This is a genomic window from Candidatus Nomurabacteria bacterium (assembly GCA_023898625.1).
Classification (GTDB): domain Bacteria; phylum Patescibacteriota; class Saccharimonadia; order Saccharimonadales; family JAGQNJ01; genus HK-STAS-PATE-36.
This window is the reverse complement of the sequence record CP060231.1, coordinates 329953-352669: the sequence shown is the minus strand read 5'-3', so window position 1 is coordinate 352669 and position 22717 is coordinate 329953. Positions and strand designations below refer to the sequence as shown.

The window sequence follows — 22717 nt, the reverse complement described above, 5'->3', positions numbered from 1 at the left end:
TTTTAACTCTTCTTATTTGCTTTAATAATTACGTGTCTATCGCGCCCCTCACCAACAGATTCGGTAGCTAAACCGTGCTCTGATGCCACCTGATGAATAACCCTTCTGTCGGCTGGGCTCATTGGGTTTACGTGATAATCCTTGCCACCACTCCGCACCTCTTCAATCCATTCTTTGGCCTTTTCGGCTAGGCGATCTGCTCGTTGTTTTTTATAGTCCGCAACATCAACTACAACCCTGTTATGGGCATAATGTTGGTTTCGTAAGGCACTCGAGATTATTTGTTGCATCGAACGCATAGTGTCGCCTTTTTGACCAATTAAAAACCCGTTAAGGTGTGTTGATGGTACATGAAGCTCAATAACTTCTTCATCGCTAGCAGTAGCGTAAATATCTATATTTAAACCAAAGAAAGAGATGATATCCTCAAGGTATTTTTTAGAATATTGTATTGCTTCTTCAAGCGATTCATTCAAGTTCGTCGCCTTGTCTGTGCTGGTTGTTGAATTAATTGTCATTTCTTCCTCCTTTTCTTACTTTTTTTGGAGGTTTTTGCTGGTTTTTGTTTTGGTTTTTTAGGAATAATAACCTCTCCCTCGATGACGCCATCCTTATTTGGTTTGCTGATGTTTTGCTCAAGCTCTTCTTCGTCTTTTCGTAGCACCCTAGATTGTTGGATAATTGCCACTATGCTAGTAGTTAGCCAATATAAAGGCAAAGCTGCCGGCAAGCTAATCGTAAATATCAATACGAAAGCTGGAATCATAAATTGTGTAAACCGGCCAGTTGCGGCGGCCATTTCGCTTTGGTCTGCTTGTTTTCCCTCGCTGGCTTCGCGCAATATGTCTCTTAGTTTTTTCGATTCACTAGATTGAGGCATTAGTTGCTTTCCTTGGAAGTACTGGGCTATGGCGCTCAATACCACGAGAATTAGTGCTGGTATATAGATTGCTCCTCCACCCTTAGGAACTGCAGATTTGGATAGATCGATAATGCCAACTAGTGAGTTATCGAATTTCGAAGGATCCGCCAGCAACTCCTTCATCCACGGCAAATGTTGAACAAATGGATACGAAAAAGTATTAATAATATTTGGGTCGTGAACGATTTTACTGATCGCACTGTATAAAGCGATGATTATTGGGAGTTGCAAAATTATTAAACCAACCGATGAAAACGGATTAATTTCCCGTTCCTTATAGAGCTCCATAACCATTGCCGATTCTTTGGCCTTGTCTCCTTTTGAGGCTTTCTTTATTCGTTTCAACTCTGGCTGGAGTTTTCGCATTGCTTTAGCATGATGAAGTTGCTTCTTAACCAGTGGCCACATCGCTAGCCTAATAAGAATGGTGAATATTACAATTGCCACACCAAAGTTATGACCTGGCAGTAGTGCATATATCGCAACTAAGATATTGAAAATTGGCTGAACAATTAAAGTATTAAACATTGGTTTTCCTTAACATCTAAATCATATAATAACATGAAATAACCCCTGTTGATAATTAATTACTCAACTAAACGAGCTGATGAATTACCGGTTCGTATTTTTTAACAATCTAGAGATGCTCTCTTCTAGATTGTTAAATCCTATATCCTTAAGTGTTGGACTATATACAAAAAACACTAGGTCAATCGGTTTAGTGATTTGGGTCTCCTGTAACCTAACCGCCTCGTAAACTCTTCTTCTAATGCGGTTCCTGACCACCGCGGATCTGCTGACTTTTTTACTAACCACCACTGCCACACGAAACTTGTTATGTTGGTTGTTGTAGATATACTTGAGCGCTAGGTTGTTGTCTCTAACAACCCTACCTTTTGACATTACAAACCTTAGGCTTTTGTGACCATGAAACCTATGTGATTTTTTTATCACAACCTCGCCTAAGCCTTATGCTGAAAGTTTTTTACGGCCTTTTAGACGCCGTCGTTTTAGAACCTTTTGTCCGGCTTTTGTAGCCATGCGCTTAAAAAACCCGTGTTCCCGTGATCTTTTTCGCTTCTTCGGTTGAAATGTTCTTTTTGGCATATTCTTATATTGTACCTTTTTTAAGTTAAAAAATAAAAGTCTCGCGTTGGTCACGAGATCATATTGCATAATTAACAATATTTACCCCAATAATCTTATCAAGATATCCACTGATTTTCAATAGTTTTACACAATTTCAAAGAAGTTTGTAAATCTTGTGGAAAAATTTACTTCTTTGGTGAATGATTTTATTAAATACTTTGGTGTTGTTTAAAAGGCTGTGGAAAAACCCTTGCTTGATTGCTATAGTATGAACCAGTAATTGTTAAGACGAAGAGGGTTGAATGCAAGAATCGCTATGGCAAGCTGTTTTGGGTGAAATAGAACTGTCTGTTTCGCGTGGTAGTTTTGTCACCTGGTTTAAAAACACTCGTATAGTAAAACAAAAAGACGGCGTGTTTGTAATTGGTGTTGGAAATATATTTATAAAACAACAATTAGAAAAAAAGTACGACCCACTAATAAAGTCCACGCTAGAAAAAAATGGCATGAAGCCCAGAGCTGTGGAATACAAAATTGTACCTGTTTCTGCGGTACATCAAAAAATAGATGACTCACCTGTAATATTGACACAAGACAAAAAGCCTAAAAATAATCCAGTATCTGCCAACAATGCCTTGTCTCATAGCTACAGACAAGGGCTCAACACCCGTTATACCTTTGATACTTTTATTGTGGGTGGGGCAAACGAGCTAGCATATGCTGCCTGTCAAGCAATTGCCAGTAATCCAGGAACAAAATACAATCCTTTATTCCTCTATGGAGGGGTAGGAATAGGAAAAACCCACCTAATACAGGCGGTTGGTAACGAGGTCATTGCTAAAAACTCTGGCGCAAGGGTTGTTTATGTATCAACTGAGCAGTTTGTGCAAGAATTTTTAGATGCCATAAGATACAAGAAGAATACTGATTTTGCAGGATATTACAGAGGGGCTGATGTATTGATTATTGATGATATACAGTTCATTGCTGGGAAAGAGAAGACTCAAGAGGAGTTCTTTCATACGTTTAACGCTCTTCATCAAGCAAACAAGCAAATTATCATTAGTAGCGATAAACCACCAAAAGACATTCCTACACTTGAAGATCGCTTGCGATCTCGTTTTGCTTGGGGTATGAGCATAGATATGCAAACTCCGGATTTTGAAACGCGGTGCGCTATCATACAAACCAAGGCAGAGAGTCGTGGCATTGAACTACCTAGCGATGTTGTGGAGTACTTATCTCAAGGAGTCCGAACAAATATACGTGAGTTAGAAGGGGTATTAAATCAACTTTTAGCTATGTGCGAAATGCGTGGCACTTCACCAGATATTACTATGGCTAAAAGCTTGCTTAGTAACACAAAAAATAGGCCGCGTCATATTAGTTCAAAGCAAGTTGTTGAAAAAACCGCTAAATATTTTCACATAACAACCGATGAAATCCTTGGCCCAAAAAGAGATAAAGATATTGTGGTACCGAGGCAAATCGCAATGTATCTTCTTAGGAGTGAACTACATCTTAGTTTCCCAATAATTGCTAGAGAATTGGGCCGAAAAGACCACACTACCGCCCTCCATTCTGTTGAGAAGATTAGCCGAGAAATGTCAGCCGATAGTTATATTAGAGAGTCTATAAACCAAATTAAGGAGAGACTATATGCATAACTGTGTGGAAAACGTATGTACAAACTGTGTCAATTTTTTTGAGTTTTGCACGGCCGTTTCTTTTAATGTTTTAGGTGTGTTTAATTCTGGTAGTTTTTCCAAAAGAAACTACGCATTTTTACACAACCCTTCCACTTATGATTCATATAAAAATACTCTGTTGAATACGTTTTTTGCACACTTTTCACATAGCTTACTACTAAAACTACTAATATATTAATAAGAAAGGTTAATAACATATGGATCTTCAAGTTACACAAGAAAACTTAAACAAGGCACTTAATAATGTTGCTCGAGTAGCGACTGGTCGAACTACCCTACCGATACTAAATAACGTACTAATACAGACAACCAACAACCAGCTTCGAATTTCGGCTACAAACCTTGATATAGCGATATCTCAACAGATTGGTACGAAAATCAAAACAGAAGGCTCTCTAACTGTCCCTGCTCGGCTTTTTCAAGACTTTGTAAGTAACTTACCAAAAACCACTATTTCCCTGAAACAAAACGAAAACAGACTACATTTATCTGCGGAAAACTACAAATCTATAATAAATGGTACTGCTATTGATGACTATCCAATAATGCCGGCTCTACAAAGCGAAGAAAGTTTTACGATATCAGCTCAAGAAATGAAACAGGCTTTACAACAGGTAATATTCTCCGCTTCCAGTGACGAATCACGGCCCGTGTTAACTGCAGTCTACCTCTATAGCTATAATGGCAAGTTAATTATTGTAGCAACCGATAGTTATCGTTTAGCAGAAAAGACTATTGGTGATATAGATAAAGAAGTTAAATTATTGATACCTGTGTCTGCGATGGGTGATCTACTCCGTATTATCAACGATCAATCTGGTGATATAAAAGTTTCGTATGATGAACAGCAAGTGTGTTTTAAAGTGGATAATATTGAGCTCATCGCTAGGCTAATAGAAGGAAACTATCCGGATTACAAAAAGCTCATACCAGAAAATTTCTCCAAAAAGGCTGTTGTTAGTAAAAAAGAGTTATTAACAATAACAAAAATATCAGGGCTTTTTTCTAGAGAAAACGCTGGCAGTATTAATGTTTTGATATCTGAAAATAGTCAATCACTATCTGTTAAATCTATAGCGTCACAAGTAGGAGAAAATGAGTCTAAGACCCAAGGGGAAGTTATTGGTGAAGGAGATATTACACTAAATTCAAGATACCTACTTGATGGACTACAAGCAATAGAAGGAGAAGATGTTAGTTTTTGTTTTAATGAAAAGCTAGAAGCAATAATTATTAAGAACGAAATAATAAGTAACTATGTTCATGTAATCATGCCACTTAAAAGCTAGAAAAGTATAATATAAAGTATGGTGCTTACATCGGTTAGATTACAAAACTATCGATCTTATCTAGATAGCTCCTTTGAATTTAACCCAAGTGTAAACATTATTGTTGGACCTAATGCTAGTGGTAAAACCAATCTTATTGACGCTTTATATCTATTGTCTACTGGGACACCAACAAAGAACTCCAAAGAACACATAGTTAATAACTCACAAGAATGGGCGCGAGTAGATCTATTAACAGATGATAATTCACAACGAACCGCTCGTCTTAAACGTGATGAAAACATTATATTCGATATTGACGGTAAGCGGTTTAAGAGACTTGCTGTAGATAGAAAAATACCGGTGGTGTTATTTGAACCAAATCACCTATATCAAATAACAACCTCGCCAGAACAGCGTCGGCTATTTATTGATGAAATACTAACAAAAACAGATAAGCAGTTTTCTTCGATTCGAAACAAATATACACAAACACTTAGACAACGAAACAGTTTGCTTAAACAGTCTCCAGAAAATATTAGAAAGCAAATTTTTGCCTGGGATATAAGACTTTGTGAGTTAGCGAGCGAAATCGTTAATAAACGAAAGGAAATAATCAAATATTTAAATACTTATACTAGTGATATATATAGTAGAATTGCTGGCAGTAATCATCAGCTTCAACTAAAATACGAAAGCAAGATAAACCAAGAAAGTGATTACTCAACAAAACTACTAAAAATACTACAGGAAAATATCGAATTAGATAAACAACGGGGGTTTACGGGGTTTGGGCCGCACCGAGATGATCTATTGATTAGTATAAATGATCATGATATGCGCGGAGTGGCGTCTCGAGGAGAAACAAGAAGTATCCTACTAACACTAAAGATTATAGAAACACAAATACTTGAAGATATACATAACACACCACCACTACTGTTATTAGATGATGTTTTTGGGGAGCTTGATGGATTACGGCGTAAAAGCCTGATTGAGTTTATATCAAATAACCAAGCCTTTATAACCACCACTGACGCCGATATTATTTCACACAACTTTACAAAGAATAGTACTATAATCACTGTTTAACCAATCAAGTAATCTTGAAGCAGAAGTAGCACAACATCCTAATAACTACATGTTGTTTATATCTCTAATAATATAGCTAGGGGTATCAGGGCTACTAACTTTTGAGACAAGAATTTGAGGGGGGTTAGTTACTACAACCCATCGTGAATCTTGTTTTTTTAAAATTACTCGCAAGGTGTCATTATTATAAATGTCAGTACTTTTAGAGACTAAGGTTGTTCCATACCAGTTTCCTTGTTCGAAAAGCTTTCCTTCCGAGATAGTAAAATATTTATCAACAGTCGGTAGTTCTTGACGTAACGAGCTCAATATACTTTGTTTCTCACTATCTAGTAAGCTTTTGAGCTTTGTATAAGTATAGACGCCGTTAATATCCAAAGTATAGGGTTTATCCCCAAGATATATTTTTTGATCTATTTTGTTGTAATCATTATTCTGGTTGCTGACTATACGATATGTTCCTTGAGGGAGTTTAAGTGTGGTATTTTGTGAAATATTACTAGCTACAAGTGAAGACTTATTTACTTCTAGGTTATCTTCTCCAGACAAAGCTCGATATATATTAATAGACAAACCCCTTGAGTTGTTAGGAAAATTAATAATCAGATCCCGCTTTGACAAGTATTTATCAAGATAAAACCAAGATAAAACCAAGATAAAACCAACAAAGATTAATACAATCAAACGTTTCATTATTCACCCCCTAACCCTTCAGACAGAGGATTATTGTAGTTGATAAAATTAATTTGATAATCTCCAGGATCAATACCCCAACTCTTTATTGTATTTATGGCTATGTTTCGAAACTCGGAGTTTCCTGCGTATACATCGACGATCACTTTATCATCTTCTGACATTCGATATTCTATATCATAGTCTGGCATCCTAAAAGGAAGAAACTTAACTATAGGATTATTGTTAGCTAGTTCTTCACCCTCTTTTTGCAGTTCATAGCCAGAAATTTTCTCAAACTCCATATACTTTTCATTATTTTTTTTAGCCCATTCCTTTGCTTCAGCAGAGGTTGGTGTTAGCGAAATATTAAGTTTCTTTTGCTCCGTCTTAAGTTCTATGATTTCTGTGTTTGACGAGAATCCATCTTTAGAAACCCTAATTGTGTATCTACCTGGTGGAAGGGGGTTTGATCCACGTTTTCCTGGCTTATCGTTGATAGTGATGTTAGCATCCTCGGGAAGTGTATTAATAACTAGCTTTAACCCATCATTTCTATCTAATACAATCAGGGCGTAAACAATAGATAAACCAACACACGTAAATATTAATAAAAACAACAAATAATACTTTTTCATTTTTTTCTATACCATTCTATGTCATTCGAGAGTGGGTTCTCGCGACCTGCCATAGGTGCTCGAGTGTCCAATGACGCCGACGCTATATCATCACCGAAACCTGCCTGAGTACCAACATACATAAACGTATGGCCATCATTAGCCCCACTCGAGGTTACTCTGAAAGCAACATCTCCCGGTAATAAGTCTATTGTCGAAAGAGTATTACCCCTACCAACTAGTTGCCAGTTTTCTCTTGCCCATTGCAATTGCGTTGCTGTAGCTCCCCCTTTCCCCGCATTATTGTATCCTGGTTCATAGCCACTATCCAACATTACACGTGTTACAAATCCACCACAATCAATACCCGGATATCTAATACCTCCAATATATGATCTTGATGCTTTTGCCCTAGATATGGCTTCCGCATACTCCGATTTGGGTGTAACAAACCCTCTGCCACGATAGTCGGGCCAAGCGTACGTTAATGCTGTTGCTATTGCGTCACCATTACCTTGTGGCATAGATGATCCGGATCCAGAACCACATTCTGATGTAGTATCTTGACCGCTAGGTGGCATTGATGCACGCACACTATTTATAATGCCCGAGGCATATTTAGATTTTTGATCACTAGTTAGTCCAGATGCGGGCGCTCCAACCTCGTTATAAACCCACGGAATATCATCTGCCCACAACTGCATTAACGACAAGTCTCCAAATGATGGTAGTCCGCGATCTTTTGAAAATGAACTTGCTTGGCCAACCACTTTTTTGGTTACTCCAGACCCACCTCTTTCGGCTTTATCACGTTCTGTAGCAAAAACATCACTTATCGAATTGCTAGTATCTGCAACTTCTTGGTTCGTGAAGGTAACTTTAATATTTTGATCACTAGAAGATTGTCTATATCCTCCTACAAATTGAGGCCAAACCTCTGCCCAACCCTCGAAACTACCTGAACCAGAGTCAGAATGAAGGCTAATTCCCAAATCAACCTTATTTGCTTTAGCGAGATCTATCCTCTGGCGCTTAGAAACAGCATCGGTAGCCAAATTTTTTAGCATTACTACCTTATAGCCTAGACCCTCAAGCTGAGTCTTTACTTGGTTAGCTACATCTTGCATGTCTTCACGTTCAGGAGAGTTTGCTGTTTCTCTGTCCCCAAGTTTAGTTACGGGGTCAATATAATTGTTGACAACTGCACCATGTCCTGGATCTAGGGCGATAATTTTGCTAGATGCTGAAGATGAAGATGAAGCTAGAGGTGTGGATGTACCACCAACCTTCTGTAGCCAAATATCAAATTCGGGTGCCTGTTTATATTTTAGAGGTATGTCAGACCCTACACCCTTTTGCATATTTTCTAACATCATATTTCCGTATTGTCTAGGAGTGTATTTATTGCCCGCTTCGGGATTAGGTACGACATCCATCCTTGTGGGGTCGGTCAACGCAGCAGGTAGATAGTGGTTAATGGCTAATTTTGCAAAGTCTCCACCCAGGCTATTGAAAACCTGAGTGTATTCAATATAAGCAACAGCATCTTGAACCTCCTCTGGTGCTTGTCCTGCGCTTGTGTATTGACCAGCTGGGCCATACAATGATGCACGAGCCTTCCAAGTACCACTGACGTATTGATACTTGCCGGACGCAGAAGATCCGCCAGCTCCTATAGTAGGATTTCCTCGGCTTTCTTGATAAGCCAAAACTTGCAAGAATCGATCCAAACTTCCTCCTGATAAACTAACAGAAGAAGACGATGGGTCACATTGTTCATAATCGTAATACATTATTCCACCATCTATTAGTTTCTTTTGTTCGGCTGAAATTGCGAATGCGGTGTTTTGAAATACAAGAATAGAGCTTATGAGGCATATCACAATAAAATATACATACTTTTTCATACTAATTGCCTGACGTAGACCAATGCCACGACTCCTTAGGTAATTGTTTTAAGCCAAAACTTTCTGCATTCTTTGATAGCCAGTTCCATGTCGGGTCTGTGCCTACACAACGTTCACCCATCATATTGTTTCTACAATTTGCAGTGCTATTCCTGTTTGAATCAAGAAAGTCAATTGCTTCCCCAGATTGGTGTACTGACATACCTGGCATATTATAGCCACTATTACCACACTTACCACCCTGTGGTTTACAAGCTTCGGTTTGGTGTTCATTGGTTCTAAAACTACTTATCGCAACAAGATTTACACCTTCGGACCTAGCCTTTCTAACCATTGCGACAATTTGTGAAGATATCGACGAGCTAACAATCGCTTTATTTTCTGCACCGTTGATGTAATATTTTGATCTAGGTATACTTTCGGCACTATCACCATCAATTGCTTGAATAGGTAGTTCGTCAATAGCGCACAGTGTAATAACTTGTTTGGTTCCATTAGTATAACCGTCTACTTGCCCTATACTACGAGAACCCTCTGCGCATGTAGAGTTTGAAGATGCAACCGGTGTTGTGTTGGTGCTAGTGCTGGTTTTGTTTTCTAGTGCTATATTTTGACACGAAGTCTCATCGATACTTTCATAACAAGCAATACTGTTAATGGTAATATTGTCTGCCACAAACATCCGATACCTTAAGAACATTTCGTCCTTGTTACTCGAGCCACAAATATTCTTATTTTTTTCCCGATCAGAATACGATGGTGCTTTTTCGTAAGTTATTTTACCTGTTGAAGGTTCAATCGTTGTACCAAAACAAACCTTACCATATTTTTCGTTTAGTTCAGCTAGATGAGGCTCAACAATGTCAGCATTCGCATAAGGGTCATCAACCATAGAGCTCTCGCGTTCACTAATACTAAAACCAATCTCCTCGACACCATAGTCATAAACAGAAGTTTGTGCACTAACCTTCGGGTTGAGTCGAATTATACTGGAGCTAATGTTTCTTATAAAGTGGAGTGGACTTTGTACTATAGAAGCAATGGCGGTTTGTGAATCATAAAGTGACGTATTTTGGATCACGCCTTTAGAAATCAAAGAATTAGCATCCTTTACATCAAATATCCTTGCATATAAAGTTTTTTGTTTGTTTTGTTGTAGAATTTCGTTTCTCGTCTCATTGGCTAGTGCAATACTTTCCGATGGTGTCAATGATCGTCCACCCATACCGGCCATAGTATTATTGTTGGCTAAAAATGCTCCAAAATTAGCATAATTACCCAATGTTCCACCGGTTGCTTTCGCGATTGATATTGCGGGACCTGCTAACGCCCTCACAAGGTCATCCATAAAAGCATTAGAGGCCACCTGTTGAACGACCTCCGATCCAACCTGAAGGGCCAGACCACCAATTCCCGTAAAACTAACAGCTAAACCTCCCGCCGTAACCAGAAAACCGCCAACTACAGACGACATTGCACTGCAAGCTTGAGAAATACCGGGTACTCCAGTTATATTGTTTATTACCTCAAAAAATGCGGGTCTCTCCTTTCCAGGCTTTGTAGCGTCATCCATTTTTGTTCCAACCCCAGGGTGTCCCAACTCTGTTTGAATACTTTCGGCTGACATCCAGGACGTATTTGTTTTTTTGTCGTAGAGTTTGTCTGACATTGCCCCGATTTCCTCCATGTTTGTGTCTTGCCCAGATTTTATTTGTTCACCAGTTATATTAATATCCATACCGGTTCTTATTAGGGGCTGGATAATATTTTCTTCTTGCAGGGCACTGACTTGATCTCCTATTGCATCTAATCCACAAAATATACCTAGTACTGCTGTTGCACCTATACCCCAACCTAACTTGGCCTTTATAGAACTAGCTCTGGTTTTGACATCAACAGAAGTATCACGAGCTATTGCCTGAGCTTCTTTAATCTCATTATCTAACTCCCCTGCCTGCACTTTTTCTTGTTCTGATGGAGGATTTTCTGGGTCTTCTTTGCCAGATGATGTTTTTATGTCATCTGGAGGTTTAGATCCCTCTTGAATTTTTTGTGCTTTCTCGTCTTGTATTTTTTCTTTCCATTCCTTGAATTTTAAGTTTGTTCTTTCGTCAACAGACCGAGCTAAATTTTTTAATGGATGAAAGTTTACACCCGACCTAACTTTTAACATTCTTTTAGCCAACGCACTACTTACTCCATTCATTTCCATTGCATCTACAGCACCATTCACTGCTTGACGACGTAACTTTGCGCTTGATACTTCTGAGGAATCGGTTGCTAGGTCAAGGTGAACTTTACCTCCTGATTTCGGGTCTTTAGGAAGGTTTACCCCAGAGTCTGCCTCAATATTTGCTATTAGTCGTTTTCCTTCTGGGGTTTCGGGGTCAATGTTTATTTTATTAACACGCCCTGCTTTTTCGTTGTATTCGATTTCAATGCCTGCTTTTGATAATTTTTTCTCATAGTGGATAGCCACTTTATTACCAAGCCTGGACATATTATAGTTTTGATTACCTTTCTTTCGACCCGTAGCGTATCTGAATATTTTCGCTGTTCGGGAGTTACCAAAACGCTCACTGTTACTAAAATGGAACTGACTTAATAGTTGGGAGAATTGAATAAACTGTAAAGGTCCTGACATAAAGACAAAAAACCCAACCCCACCGCCTATCAATAATCCAGCAGCACCACCCCCAGCAGCGGCTTGTTTTTTTGTGATTCTGACTTTCCTTGGCTTCTCCTGAGTGGCTTTTGATCCTTCTTCATTCTCTGGTTCATCTTTTGATAAGGCAGACTTTTCTTGGTTTACAGATTTCGACCCTGGACTTGTGTTTCTCTCACTATCTTCACGAGATTCAGCATTATATAGTTTTTCTAGGTCATCAACCTCTGCTTCGCGACGCTCTGGATGAACCCCAAGATCGTCATGATCACCGTAACGTCCTTCCGCCGGGTTGTATTTATCGTCTTGTTCTTGCTTTTCTTTCAGTGTTTGCACAAGTATCTCCACAAGTTAACTATTGCATTGGTGGTGGGCCGTAGTCCTGGCTGTTGTTTAGTATAGGTTCTGGGTTGTTGAACGAAACCTCACCTTGTACTGGTGCTACCCCCCCCTGTTGGTAAGCCACTTGTTCCTGAATTTGTTGAACTTGTTTTGGGTTGGTGGTGATTAGCTGAGTCTCGGTTGGGCTAGCCATAATTTGAATATGAACATGATTTTGTCCGGCAAAAAATAATCCTTGACCAACCGGGAACTGACTGAGTCGTTTTCGTTCCTCACTTGTTAACTTAAAAACATCGGCTAAAACATCAACCGCAGAAGGCGATTGCTTGAGTAGTATTTGTAGTGATGAGTTAGCAACAATCGCTCGCCCCATTCGACTTCCCATGAAATCTTCCACATCCTGAGTTATAGTTGTGATGCCTAGATTATACTTACGAGCTCGTTTTGCTAGGCTAAACATAAAATTAGCAGAGTCTTCATACTTCATTAGTTGCCACGCCTCGTCTACGATTAAAATACGTTTCTTTTTGTCTGCTTTTGTTCTGTTCCATATGAAATTCAGTACTATATACATTGCTACTGGTCGTAGCTCATCTTCAAGATCGCGGATATTAAACACAGCTAACTGATTATTGATGTCAATATTTGATTGCTGAGAGAAAATACCAGCGAATGTACCACTAGTGTACTTCCTTAATCTTTGAGCAAGCTGAGGCCCCGTTCCACCCATATGTAGAAGCGTATCATAGAGGTCGTTTATTGTTGGTGGTGGTGAGTTGTGTGTTAGGGGGTCATTGGTGATTCCGGCTTTGGCATAAGTTTCAATCAAGGCGGCGTCCAGATCGGCTTCTTCTACAGGGCTAAGAGCGGGGGCAACCATGCCACCCCCAGATTGCATTTGAGCTTGAGCGCCACCCATCATTAATCGTAATAAACCATGTAGTGTGATTAAGTTGCTACGCAGTGCATTGTCAGCTTCTTCGGTGTCGACTACTCTTGGTAAATCAAAAGGATTAATGCGCGTTGAGGAGTTTAGGCTAAGACGTACATATGCACCACCAACAGCTTCGGCCATGCGTTGATATTCGTTTTCCGGATCTATAATCACAACTTCTGTTCCAAACATCATACTTCGCAAAGCTTCAAGTTTAACAGTGAAGGATTTCCCGGCACCGGATTTTGCAAAAACTACCGCGTTACTGTTTTCTAGGCTAAATCGATCAAAAATCACCAAGCCAGAGTTATGCATGTTTATGCCATACATAATGCCGTTTTCTTGGGTAAGGTCGGCACTAGTGAACGGAAAGGTAGTGCTCAATGCTCCAGTGCTCATGTTTCGTTTAATTTGAAGCTGATCGGTGAATTGTGGAACTGTACTACTCAAGCCCTGTTCTTGTTGTGAAGTCGCGGGCTTAGAATAAACTAACTGTTGGCCAAGAAGTGATTCAATTTTATGCGTTACGAATTCTAATTCATCAAGGCTACTAGCGTAAATCGTAAAGTAAAAGCCAAACCTAAAGAACCGTTCTTCACCAACTTGAAGTTTGTCTCGCATTTCTTCAGCATCCACAATGGCTGCCTGCTTGCCTGGGTCACGAACCCTTCCCTTCTCGGCATCAATTTGTAAGCCAGCCTCTAATTGGCTAACCTTTTTGCGAAGGTTCTCTAACACCACCTGGCTTTCAACCGGGTAGATGAACATAGACATATCAATAATCTCATCAATGTTTATCAAGCTACTCAGCCATCCGGTATAAAGCTGTCTAGGGTAACCGAAAACATAAAATGTTCTAGCATGCCTTGTTCCGATTTGGAAATACGAAGAATTAAACTCCAATGAACTCGGGGCAATAAAATCACGAAGAGCAGTCACACCTTTTTGAAAAGCTGTGTTAACCTCTTGTTGTTCGCGCATTGCTTGTTGTTGGGCAATAGCTACCGGGTCAAGTGGTTGTTGTTTTTTGCCGAAGGCCATTATCTAAGCTCCTTATCTAAATTAGGTTGAGGGGCGTGACCCTCGCCCTTAGTTACGACTGGTACGGCTAAATCATCAAAATTCTTTAACTGTTGACGTGTTGCAGTGTCAGGGTTGTAAGTATCGTAATACAGTTCGATTAATTCTTGAGTATCTAAGGGAACACCCTGCACACCACATTGTTGCAAACTAGCCAATACTGCTTGAATGCGATTTCTTAACTCGCTTTTGGCCGCTCCTAGATCTGCTTCATTCACCACGACATGCTGTTCTTTATTGTTGAACAGATTAGTTAATCCAGTAAAGAAGTTTTTACTCTGAGTAATTGCTTTCTTAACATCAGCTTTAGCATAAAATGGAATAACTAAGTAAAATCGTTTGTCCATAATATTAGTCTGCATCGATACTTCTGTAATAAACCCAATATAATCTTCCATTAACATGGCTAGAAGCATGTTGTCGTGCTCGCTCCTAATTTTGTCTAATCTTTCAATATAAGGACGAATATCGATTCGCTCAGAGCGGATAAATATTTGAACATCAAAGTATAACGAGTTCAAGAAGTTTTGATAGGCAGCCTCGACTGCTTCTCTTTCCTGGGGGCTCATTAAATCAAAGTTAATAGATTTTAGCATGATAACTGAACGGAATGAACCATCGTTCATGATTACTATTCCATCACGAATTTCAGCAAACTGTAGAGTATTCTGGGTGCTATTAGGGTTGGTTTTGGTGTTAGCAAAGGTTTGTTGGTTGGGTGGGGTATTTTGCTGATTGTTGAGGGGCGATACCATCCCTGGTTGGGGGTATGCTTGAGCGCCAGGACTGGCTGGAGTTTGTATGGGGTATTGTGGTTGATTCTGATCTGGATTCATGTGTTGTTTTGCCCACCAGCGATGACTATCGTCAAACTAATGAAGCGAAATAACAACCTCATCGTCATCATCGCGCTTCTTGAGGCGTTCAGCCTCGTGTGCAATAGTTCTAACAGAAAGTCCTTCGCTATTCTCGACAAGATTTAGTATAGCAGGGTCGGTCGTTGGTGTCACTGGTGAATGGACAGGACTTTGAGTTTTTGTGATTTGAGTTTGTTGGTCCCCGATCGGGTTAATGGTTTTTAAACGACTATTAAATTCACTAGGCTGTGATTGCTGAGCATGAATTTTCTTGAGAAGATCTTGCTCTTGTTGTTCTGATGGTGGCGCAACCCTGGTTTGGTTAGACAGCTTTTGAGAATATTTTTTAAGGTTTTCTTCTATTTGTTGCTTGTGCTCCTGGGCGGATTTGTTAATCATCTGATCCATAGCTTGAGCTCTGGGGCTGGTGGTGGGGTCTAGCATATCGGCAGTTGGCTCTGTGCTGATTGACGGAATATCCTGCGTGTCTATCTCAAAAAGTCTGTCACTAGATTGGTTCTGTCCAACAGCATACATATTGGTGGCATTTTTTACTGCCCAACCTCTAGTATCTAAGGTGGCTGACAGTGTTCTTAAGCGACTCTTGACCTCATCTTGACTGTAACCTTTAGTAAGTTGTTTTTCGACCTTTTTAGGGGCTGTTATGGTGACTAATTGCTGAATACCAGATTGATCCCAAATTCGTTTGCGTGGCATAATAAAAAAACGTATTTTGGCTAGCAACCAAATTTCAGAAGATTGTTGCCCACCTAGTGGCGCTGCTAACAAGCCAAAAAATAGTGCTGGCGGAACAAAAACTATGCCTAAAAACCAAGCACTACTAATAAATAACTTAAAAGCTACAAAACCCAGAGCGATAGTGATCGCCGCGTAGATAAATTGTCGCAAGCTTAACGGACCAAGTAGCTTGTCTTCTGATTCGATATCTTGAATTACTTTATACTGCGCCATTTATTAACCTACTCCATTTCATTAGGGTTTTGAGACTTGTATGTTCTTGCATTTTGTTTGGCTTCTGCTTCTTTTTCTCGTACTGTAACTGTTCTTGTAGGATCTTCAACCACCCTAGTTTCTTGAGCGCCAGTTGTTGGATTGGTTGTTGTCTCTTGCATCTTTGGATGTACATCCTTTTTGGGTCCTGCTTCATAGTGTGCTTCAACACGGTGATGTGTGCTACTGCCATCTCCCACGACCTCTTCGATTTTTCCAGCTACATCTCCGGTTGCGTTTGGTAGAATGGCCTGTGATTCTTCGTGAAATACTGCAAGAGCATCATCGTCACCACGATCGAGAAACGCTTCATGTATAGTATCAAAGGAGTTGGCTTGTGAGCCAGCGTGTTGATAGAGAGAACCTTTGTTCCATCCTGCAATTGCTTGTTCGGATGCTGACTTGCTTGAGTCAAGTGCACCAAGATCAAATCTCCCACCTTGGGTACGCATGCCATATGTAACTTCGCTCCGCAAGTCTTCTGCATTAACGCCAGTAGCTGCCGCCACTGCATCAATTCTGCTATTAAGCTCATCGATCCCAGCCAAACCTTTGTAGTTTCGGCCTTTGTTCGATGCCTCGGCTTTTAGGGCAGCAAGCTGAGTGTGGGAATTGAATCCAACAGCCTTTGCTGCATTAATACTTTTATCAATTTTAGCTAGTTCGTCTGCTCGGACACTTCTTCCTTCGCTTCGAGCTTTTCTTTCTGCGTTTGCGAGAAGTGTGGCTCGTGCAGCTTTTTCGCTACCAAGCTGAAGCGCAAGTCTGGCATCATCATCGTAGGTAGCTTCAACAAACTTTCCATCCTTGAGAAGTTCGTTAGCAGATGCGCTGGAGGCAAGAGCCATCCTTTGTTTACCTTTCCCTGTCATGCCATAACCAGTCCAAACTGACTGCCCAGACATTTGCCCAGCCCTTCTTAAGCCACGAGTAAACATATTTTTATCAGACCCATAGCCACCTGACTGGAATTTTTCTTTACGAGCACCCCATTTTTGTCCTTGCTTGGCCGTAGAGCGTTTGCCTGCCCAACCGGTAATTTTTGAACCCTTAGAGCCAACAACGTTGGCAACAGCTCCAATCGCCCCACCAGCGTATTGGAAAGTCTTAGATATTAAGAATAATGGTGCAAAGAATATAATGATTGCCAAGATAGTTTGTACGCCCGAGGGCAGATCAGTCGCCACAACTAGGTGCGCGCCAATTCTACCTGCCGCTACAAGTAGTAAAATAATTGGATACATTAGTAGAGCCTTGCTGAGCGTGCTCCACCAAAACTTAAAGAATCCTTCTGTGTTGGGTAATATCCATGCCACAAGTGCCAACGGAGCTGTCAATACCAGGGCAATAATAATAATTTGTCTAATAGCTAAAGTAAAGAACGCAACAACTAAAGCTACTAAAATACCAACGGCTAAAGCCAGAGCTCCAGGCGCACCCGCCAAAAGATATGCCCCACCACCTAGTAATAATCCAGCAAAGGTACCACCTCCACCAGCCTTCTCAAGAGTTACTCCTATATCTAACGCATCTCTACCTCCAAAAGGCAAATACATGAGTCCTTCTAAACCCCAAGATACTTGATTAATAACATTTATCAAGGTGGTTATTAGTGGCCAAGATAATTGAATTAAGATCACGGCTATAACCAATCTTGGCAATACTTTTTTGATAGTATAGGCATCAAACATTACTTCCCTCCCCCAACAGCCTGACCAATAATCATAACTAAACCTACAGCAAACAACATAAATGTAGCTATACCTCTAAAATATGACCAAGACTTGTATAATCCCTGATCATCAGAAGCATTCAGTTTTATTACGTTAACATTCAACAAACTATCTATATAGCCAAACAAAGTATCCATGCCACTAGAAAGTAACTCTAACCCACTACATACAATCCAGCCAGCACTTAGTTTCATACGCTCTTCACAACTTTCTTCATTTTCACCAGAGCCAGTGCTTGTTAGTGAAGAAAGGTCTCCGATGTCTTGATTGTTGTTTTTAGCTTGCACCAGTCTATCATTAAAGCCAGATGCATACTGGTTTATCTTGTCAATTAATGTTCCGCACGATAAGTTTCCGTCTTGTGCAAGACCTTGACCAACATCTATAAACTTCCCCTTACCTTTATCCATTTTATAGACTTTTTCTTCCAGGATAGCATTAGCGTTAGGAACTTTAATGACCGCCTTTTTGTCTTCATCAATACTATTAATATCGTCTTCATTATTGACTTCGGTTGCGCCACAACCCTTTTTGAGGTTTTCTAGATAAAGTACATATTTTGCGGCATCTGATATGCTGACTGTACATCCATTCTTAGGCGTACATGTCACAGTTGTGTTGCCACCTTCGATTGATTTATTTAAAAACTGGTTAATGACATTGACCTCTCCAGATGCAACCGGGACTTTAAGTTGCCAAAAGTTTCCGCTATTTTTTTCATAAAAGAGATTCATAAAGGCTGTATTACTAGAAAACCCTACCATGTTCACGGCGCTTGACACCCAGGAAGCGTCATTGCAATTTGCGTTGCCGTCACTTGGCTTAACATGATGTCCAACAAATACCTTTTGATTAATAAAGACTGGTAATTCCGAACTTAGGTTATTTGTGGTAGTTTCGGAACTTAATCCCTCGCCCGTTTGACCCTGAAAACATGCGACCAATGCGTTAGTAACGGTATAAAGCCTCGCTTCTCTTGATAGAGTATCAGTTAGTGTGGCTTCTTGAGCACGGACACTACTTATAACATACGGTGATATAAACCCAAATGTCATTGACATTGAAAAAAGAATTAAAAAAAGTAAAGATATAGTTTTATTCAAAGCTTTAGCAGTTTAGTTAACATTGTTCATTATAGTTTATAGCTTACCTTAATAGCAATATATATTAATTCTTCCCTCCCCCAACAGCCTGACCAATAATCATAACTAAACCTACAGCAAACAACATAAACGTAGCTATACCCCTAAAATATGACCAAGACTTATATAACCCCTGATCATCAGAAGCATTCAGTTTTATTACGTTAACATTCAACAAACTATCTATATAGCCAAACAAAGTATCCATGCCACTAGAAAGTAACTCTAACCCACTACACACAATCCAGCCAGCACTTAGTTTCATGCGTTGTTGGCATTCTGAAGGATTACTTTCATCTTCTTTCTTTTCTTCACCATACGCACCAACAGAAAATTTACTTTTATCACAATCAACTTCTTCATACAAAGGCCTATTATTATCTTCAGTTACCTGTGATCCATAACACTTATTTGTCTCTGGGGGGTTTCCATTTGGGTATGTGGCATCTTTAGGGCAAAGCTTTTCTTGCAAAACCCCTCCAAGTGCCGTAAAGCACTTGGTGTTTGGATAGGAATTTTCAATAGGGTTGCTTTGATCTTCTTGTTCAGATTCTGGATTTGTGTTTTGTTTGGGGCGGTACTTTGCATTAATTTCTAACGCAAGCAATTTGCTATCTCTGCATCTTTGGGGTTCTTTTTTGTATTGACATTCATTTCCTGCCTGTATCATATTTGTGTTTCCTCCCCAATGTTTGTAAATGCATTGTGGGTCGTTTGTTTTGGAGCAATCCTCAATAATCTTGTATTCAACCGACTTTTCGAATTCTATATCGGCAGCATAAATGGTAACTGGTTGAAATAATATTGATAGTACAGAAGCGCTCACTAAAGAACATAAAACCGCGACGAATATATTCTTTCTTATTATGTATGCTGGTGTTTTCATGGTATTTATTCTTGAATCTGTAGTTACAATATATCATTACTGGTGATTTATTAGTAATGTAATAAACCATATTTTTTGTATAATATACGAAGATGGCTCAAAAAACAGATTTGAATTTTGATTTCATAAATCAGCAACCTAGCGTACCGGTAAAGAACAGGGTTTCTACGAAGGTGAAAATCTTGGGCATTATGTTGATTCTTCTGTTGATTATCACAGCATTTGGAGTTATCTTTGGAAACAACAAGCAACAAAAAGTGGCTAACATTGATCCGAATGCATCTGCCAATGTGCAGTTTCTTCAAGCAATGTCGACAGTGGATGAGGTTAATCTGGCGAAAGCTAGGGAACTATTGTCTGATGATCTGCAATCAAACCAGACAATGGCCGTAGGTGCATTACTGCGCTTAAGAGGTAGTATTGATTTTGCTACTTGCAAAGAAACAGAGACGAAACAGGGCGAACAAAGCAAGACGAGCCATTATTATAATTGCCAAACAAGAGATGGTAATAGTGTAAACCTAGAGATAATAAACAGTGATAAAATAGAAGCTATCAGGATAGAGGCATAATTTATCATGGGCAAACTACTTAATAAAAGATTGGGCGCTACACTAGTTTATATTATCGCTATTTTGGGATGTTTTGTGGCGACTAAAGCAACCGTAAGTGCTGTGAGTGGTTGTTTTGTGCGAATTAGTGAGGGAAACCAGATCGTTAAGCTAGATAGTTGTGATTATCAGAACTTAAAGAACATGGGTTTTAATATGAAAGGTCTGCCGAATCCCTTAGAAAGCAATACTAAATGTTATGCCTGGGGATCCGATGCCACCAAGAAGGGTAACGAAGTTAACTGTGAGATTAATGAATATATTAATGCCAAGCCTATGTCTCAAGTTGTTCAAGAAAACGCAGTTGCATCTAAAAACAATACTAACTCCGCCAAGAATAACGATGATAATACTAACTTTGATACAACGTCAGTATATACCGATAAAGATCGTGACAAGATCGTGAACTGTGACTCCCCGTCATGTATAAAGGATAACCCACTTGTTAAATACACGAAAATGGCGATGAATTTTCTATCCATTGGCGTTGGTGTTGTAGTAACGATTATGATTATTGTTGGTGGGATTCAGTATGCATCTGCAGGTCAAAATCCACAGGCTGTGCAGGCCGCCAAAGGAAAAATTACTAATGCTATAATTGCTTTAGTAGCATATTTCTTCCTTTATGCGTTTATTCAATACCTGATACCAGGGGGTGCATTTTGATCGGTCTATTTAAAATATTTGCCTGTAATCCAATGGATTCAGCAAACTCGTTCTTTGGGTTTCCGCATTGGTTTGAATATCTTGATGGTAAAACTGATGCTTTAGGAAAATGCGTACCAACATTCGATCCCAACCAGATTAACGATTTATGGGGAATTGGCCTAGCGGGGATCGATATACTGCTTTATGTTGTCGGGTTTGTGTCGGTTGGTTTTATTATATACGGAGGCTTTGTATACATGACAAGCAATGGGGAGCCAGATCGAACTAAGGGGGCTAAAGATACCATATTGAATGCTCTAATTGGTTTAGTAGTAGCTATTGTTGCATCTTCTGTAGTGTCATTTATCGGAAATAGCATAAAATGATAGACATGTATTTAAAATATATTGCTGAAAGTATAGCCAACCCAAACGAATTGGTTATTCCTAAGTCCGAAGCTACAAACGGACAGATTGAGGTCTTGTTGCAGTTGGTATTTACTATTGCAGGAGTGGTTGCGGTTATCGTGATTATCATTGCAGGAATAAGCTATATACTTTCTGCTGGAGACCCTCAAAAGACCGCCAAAGCTAAAAACACCATACTTTATGCTTTGATCGGGCTGGTGGTTGCTATTCTAGCAAATGTAATTGTATCTTTTGTGATTGGGAGGGTATTCGGATGAGTAGGCTGACACTTGTAATTACTGTAATAGGGTTATTGATCGGGCTGATTGTCTTTTATCCAAGAATAACCTATGCTGAGGATCCTTTTTCAGGAGTTTGCAGTGGTCGTAGCTCCAGTTCAAGCGCATGCCAGACGCACACTACCACTAACCCACTACTTGGTCCAAACGGAATAATTACTAAGGTTATAGAAATAATGATTATGATTGCAGGGGTTGCCAGCGTTATAATGATAATGGTGGGTGGTTTCAAGTATATGGTGTCGAATGGAGATTCCGGAAAAGTTAGTTCCGCAAAAGACACAATCCTGTACTCAATTATTGGCCTAGTGGTTGTTGTGATAGCTCAAGCAATAGTGTCATTTGTAATAACTAGACTATAATGATTAAACGAAAGGATAAGATTATGAGAATAAGAATGACAATTTTTATTTTGATGTTAGTCATGACATTTTTGGGTGTATCCTTGCATACAGCTTCAGTAAGAGCCTTAGATCCGAAGGAAGCGGCTTGCCAGGGTGTTACCCTAACAGGAGGTAGTTGTACTACTGATTCTAGTGCAACAGAAGGAAAAATAAACAGTACTATAGCCACGGTTATTAATATTTTTTCTTGGATAGTGGGAATCACAGCGGTAATAATGATAATAATTGGTGGATTTAAATATATAACATCTCAGGGCGATTCTGCTAACGTTAGTGGCGCCAAAAACACCATCCTATATGCAATTATTGGATTGGTGGTTGTCGCTATGGCGCAAGCTATCGTTAAATTTGTTCTTAATAAATTATAGAATAACTACTTGAAAATGCTTATAAAAATATAGTAAAGTGTAATTAATCCAATA

At 39.5% G+C, this 22717-nt stretch carries 23 protein-coding genes; 9 read left to right on the top strand and 14 right to left on the bottom strand.

Features of this window, described 5'->3' with window-relative positions:
* Window positions 1-2 precede the first annotated feature (2 nt).
* The 4 genes from H6793_01855 to rpmH all read right to left on the bottom strand — a co-directional run bounded on the left by H6793_01855 (window position 3) and on the right by rpmH (window position 2029).
* Window positions 3-518 (bottom strand): single-stranded DNA-binding protein, encoded by a 516-nt coding sequence (locus H6793_01855; GenBank protein USN95887.1) that lies wholly within the window; start codon window positions 516-518, stop codon window positions 3-5.
* The gene (locus H6793_01850) at window positions 515-1450 is read right to left on the bottom strand and encodes a membrane protein insertase YidC (protein ID USN95886.1); all 936 of its coding nucleotides are present in this window, start codon (window positions 1448-1450) and stop codon (window positions 515-517) included. Before H6793_01850 ends, H6793_01855 begins: the two co-directional genes overlap by 4 nt.
* 84 nt (window positions 1451-1534) lie before the next feature.
* Window positions 1535-1876 (bottom strand): ribonuclease P protein component, encoded by a 342-nt coding sequence (rnpA, locus tag H6793_01845; protein USN95885.1) that lies wholly within the window; start codon window positions 1874-1876, stop codon window positions 1535-1537.
* Window positions 1877-1891: 15 nt separating this feature from the next.
* Window positions 1892-2029 carry a 50S ribosomal protein L34 gene (gene rpmH, locus H6793_01840; protein ID USN95884.1) on the bottom strand — a complete coding sequence of 46 codons (138 nt, stop codon included), beginning with the start codon at window positions 2027-2029 and terminating at the stop codon, window positions 1892-1894.
* A 284-nt stretch (window positions 2030-2313) separates the two neighbouring features.
* Here rpmH and dnaA point away from each other — a divergent pair, with 284 nt between their 5' ends.
* The 3 genes from dnaA to recF all read left to right on the top strand — a co-directional run bounded on the left by dnaA (window position 2314) and on the right by recF (window position 6080).
* A complete protein-coding gene (gene dnaA / locus H6793_01835; GenBank protein USN95883.1) occupies window positions 2314-3678 on the top strand; it encodes a chromosomal replication initiator protein DnaA in 1365 nt (454 codons plus the stop codon).
* Between the two features lie 239 nt (window positions 3679-3917).
* Complete coding sequence (gene dnaN, locus H6793_01830) at window positions 3918-5009, top strand: DNA polymerase III subunit beta (GenBank protein USN95882.1); 1092 nt, start codon at window positions 3918-3920, stop codon at window positions 5007-5009.
* 18 nt (window positions 5010-5027) lie between these two features.
* Complete coding sequence (gene recF, locus H6793_01825) at window positions 5028-6080, top strand: DNA replication and repair protein RecF (GenBank protein ID USN95881.1); 1053 nt, start codon at window positions 5028-5030, stop codon at window positions 6078-6080.
* A gap of 45 nt (window positions 6081-6125) precedes the next feature.
* Here recF and H6793_01820 read toward each other — a convergent pair whose 3' ends face one another.
* The 10 genes from H6793_01820 to H6793_01775 all read right to left on the bottom strand — a co-directional run bounded on the left by H6793_01820 (window position 6126) and on the right by H6793_01775 (window position 19926).
* On the bottom strand, window positions 6126-6773 hold the full coding sequence (locus H6793_01820) for a hypothetical protein (protein ID USN95880.1): 648 nt from the start codon (window positions 6771-6773) through the stop codon (window positions 6126-6128).
* Window positions 6773-7390: a PEGA domain-containing protein gene (locus tag H6793_01815; protein USN95879.1), complete on the bottom strand. Its 618-nt coding sequence runs from the start codon at window positions 7388-7390 to the stop codon at window positions 6773-6775. Before H6793_01815 ends, H6793_01820 begins: the two co-directional genes overlap by 1 nt.
* Window positions 7387-9276, bottom strand: a complete 1890-nt coding sequence (locus H6793_01810; protein ID USN95878.1) for an N-acetylmuramoyl-L-alanine amidase — start codon at window positions 9274-9276, stop codon at window positions 7387-7389. Before H6793_01810 ends, H6793_01815 begins: the two co-directional genes overlap by 4 nt.
* A 1-nt stretch (window position 9277) precedes the next feature.
* Window positions 9278-12277, bottom strand: coding sequence for a D-alanyl-D-alanine carboxypeptidase family protein (locus H6793_01805; GenBank protein USN95877.1), 3000 nt, complete (start codon window positions 12275-12277; stop codon window positions 9278-9280).
* Between the two features lie 19 nt (window positions 12278-12296).
* Window positions 12297-14258 carry a DUF87 domain-containing protein gene (locus tag H6793_01800; protein ID USN95876.1) on the bottom strand — a complete coding sequence of 654 codons (1962 nt, stop codon included), beginning with the start codon at window positions 14256-14258 and terminating at the stop codon, window positions 12297-12299.
* Window positions 14258-15133, bottom strand: coding sequence for a hypothetical protein (locus H6793_01795; protein USN95875.1), 876 nt, complete (start codon window positions 15131-15133; stop codon window positions 14258-14260). The genes H6793_01800 and H6793_01795 overlap by 1 nt, the downstream gene beginning before the upstream one ends.
* Before the next feature lie 36 nt (window positions 15134-15169).
* Window positions 15170-16126, bottom strand: coding sequence for a PrgI family protein (locus tag H6793_01790; protein ID USN95874.1), 957 nt, complete (start codon window positions 16124-16126; stop codon window positions 15170-15172).
* 8 nt (window positions 16127-16134) lie between these two features.
* Window positions 16135-17856 carry a hypothetical protein gene (locus H6793_01785; GenBank protein ID USN95873.1) on the bottom strand — a complete coding sequence of 574 codons (1722 nt, stop codon included), beginning with the start codon at window positions 17854-17856 and terminating at the stop codon, window positions 16135-16137.
* On the bottom strand, window positions 17856-18959 hold the full coding sequence (locus H6793_01780) for a hypothetical protein (protein ID USN95872.1): 1104 nt from the start codon (window positions 18957-18959) through the stop codon (window positions 17856-17858). Before H6793_01780 ends, H6793_01785 begins: the two co-directional genes overlap by 1 nt.
* 106 nt (window positions 18960-19065) lie before the next feature.
* Window positions 19066-19926 carry a hypothetical protein gene (locus H6793_01775; protein USN95871.1) on the bottom strand — a complete coding sequence of 287 codons (861 nt, stop codon included), beginning with the start codon at window positions 19924-19926 and terminating at the stop codon, window positions 19066-19068.
* A gap of 92 nt (window positions 19927-20018) precedes the next feature.
* On the opposite strand from H6793_01775, the gene H6793_01770 reads away from it, so the two are divergent.
* The 6 genes from H6793_01770 to H6793_01745 are packed head-to-tail and all read left to right on the top strand — an operon-like array spanning window position 20019 to window position 22663.
* A complete protein-coding gene (locus H6793_01770) occupies window positions 20019-20498 on the top strand; it encodes a hypothetical protein (protein USN95870.1) in 480 nt (159 codons plus the stop codon).
* A gap of 6 nt (window positions 20499-20504) precedes the next feature.
* Entirely contained in the window at window positions 20505-21203 is a 699-nt protein-coding gene (locus tag H6793_01765; GenBank protein ID USN95869.1) for a hypothetical protein, read from the top strand.
* A 32-nt stretch (window positions 21204-21235) separates the two neighbouring features.
* Entirely contained in the window at window positions 21236-21571 is a 336-nt protein-coding gene (locus H6793_01760) for a hypothetical protein (protein USN95868.1), read from the top strand.
* Between the two features lie 5 nt (window positions 21572-21576).
* Window positions 21577-21870, top strand: a complete 294-nt coding sequence (locus H6793_01755) for a hypothetical protein (GenBank protein ID USN95867.1) — start codon at window positions 21577-21579, stop codon at window positions 21868-21870.
* Window positions 21867-22253 (top strand): hypothetical protein, encoded by a 387-nt coding sequence (locus tag H6793_01750; protein ID USN95866.1) that lies wholly within the window; start codon window positions 21867-21869, stop codon window positions 22251-22253. Before H6793_01755 ends, H6793_01750 begins: the two co-directional genes overlap by 4 nt.
* The gene (locus H6793_01745; protein USN95865.1) at window positions 22253-22663 is read left to right on the top strand and encodes a hypothetical protein; all 411 of its coding nucleotides are present in this window, start codon (window positions 22253-22255) and stop codon (window positions 22661-22663) included. The genes H6793_01750 and H6793_01745 overlap by 1 nt, the downstream gene beginning before the upstream one ends.
* Window positions 22664-22717: the final 54 nt, after the last annotated feature.

Coding starts and splice junctions, on each gene's coding strand:
- H6793_01855 (USN95887.1), bottom strand. CDS start 518: ATGACAATTAATTCAACAACCAGCACAGACAAGGCGACGAACTTGAAT.
- H6793_01850 (USN95886.1), bottom strand. CDS start 1,450: ATGTTTAATACTTTAATTGTTCAGCCAATTTTCAATATCTTAGTTGCG.
- rpmH (USN95884.1), bottom strand. CDS start 2,029: ATGCCAAAAAGAACATTTCAACCGAAGAAGCGAAAAAGATCACGGGAA.
- dnaA (USN95883.1), top strand. CDS start 2,314: ATGCAAGAATCGCTATGGCAAGCTGTTTTGGGTGAAATAGAACTGTCT.
- dnaN (USN95882.1), top strand. CDS start 3,918: ATGGATCTTCAAGTTACACAAGAAAACTTAAACAAGGCACTTAATAAT.
- recF (USN95881.1), top strand. CDS start 5,028: ATGGTGCTTACATCGGTTAGATTACAAAACTATCGATCTTATCTAGAT.
- H6793_01820 (USN95880.1), bottom strand. CDS start 6,773: ATGAAACGTTTGATTGTATTAATCTTTGTTGGTTTTATCTTGGTTTTA.
- H6793_01815 (USN95879.1), bottom strand. CDS start 7,390: ATGAAAAAGTATTATTTGTTGTTTTTATTAATATTTACGTGTGTTGGT.
- H6793_01810 (USN95878.1), bottom strand. CDS start 9,276: ATGAAAAAGTATGTATATTTTATTGTGATATGCCTCATAAGCTCTATT.
- H6793_01800 (USN95876.1), bottom strand. CDS start 14,258: ATGGCCTTCGGCAAAAAACAACAACCACTTGACCCGGTAGCTATTGCC.
- H6793_01795 (USN95875.1), bottom strand. CDS start 15,133: ATGAATCCAGATCAGAATCAACCACAATACCCCATACAAACTCCAGCC.
- H6793_01790 (USN95874.1), bottom strand. CDS start 16,126: ATGGCGCAGTATAAAGTAATTCAAGATATCGAATCAGAAGACAAGCTA.
- H6793_01785 (USN95873.1), bottom strand. CDS start 17,856: ATGTTTGATGCCTATACTATCAAAAAAGTATTGCCAAGATTGGTTATA.
- H6793_01780 (USN95872.1), bottom strand. CDS start 18,959: ATGTCAATGACATTTGGGTTTATATCACCGTATGTTATAAGTAGTGTC.
- H6793_01775 (USN95871.1), bottom strand. CDS start 19,926: ATGAAAACACCAGCATACATAATAAGAAAGAATATATTCGTCGCGGTT.
- H6793_01770 (USN95870.1), top strand. CDS start 20,019: ATGGCTCAAAAAACAGATTTGAATTTTGATTTCATAAATCAGCAACCT.
- H6793_01765 (USN95869.1), top strand. CDS start 20,505: ATGGGCAAACTACTTAATAAAAGATTGGGCGCTACACTAGTTTATATT.
- H6793_01760 (USN95868.1), top strand. CDS start 21,236: ATGGATTCAGCAAACTCGTTCTTTGGGTTTCCGCATTGGTTTGAATAT.
- H6793_01755 (USN95867.1), top strand. CDS start 21,577: ATGTATTTAAAATATATTGCTGAAAGTATAGCCAACCCAAACGAATTG.
- H6793_01750 (USN95866.1), top strand. CDS start 21,867: ATGAGTAGGCTGACACTTGTAATTACTGTAATAGGGTTATTGATCGGG.
- H6793_01745 (USN95865.1), top strand. CDS start 22,253: ATGATTAAACGAAAGGATAAGATTATGAGAATAAGAATGACAATTTTT.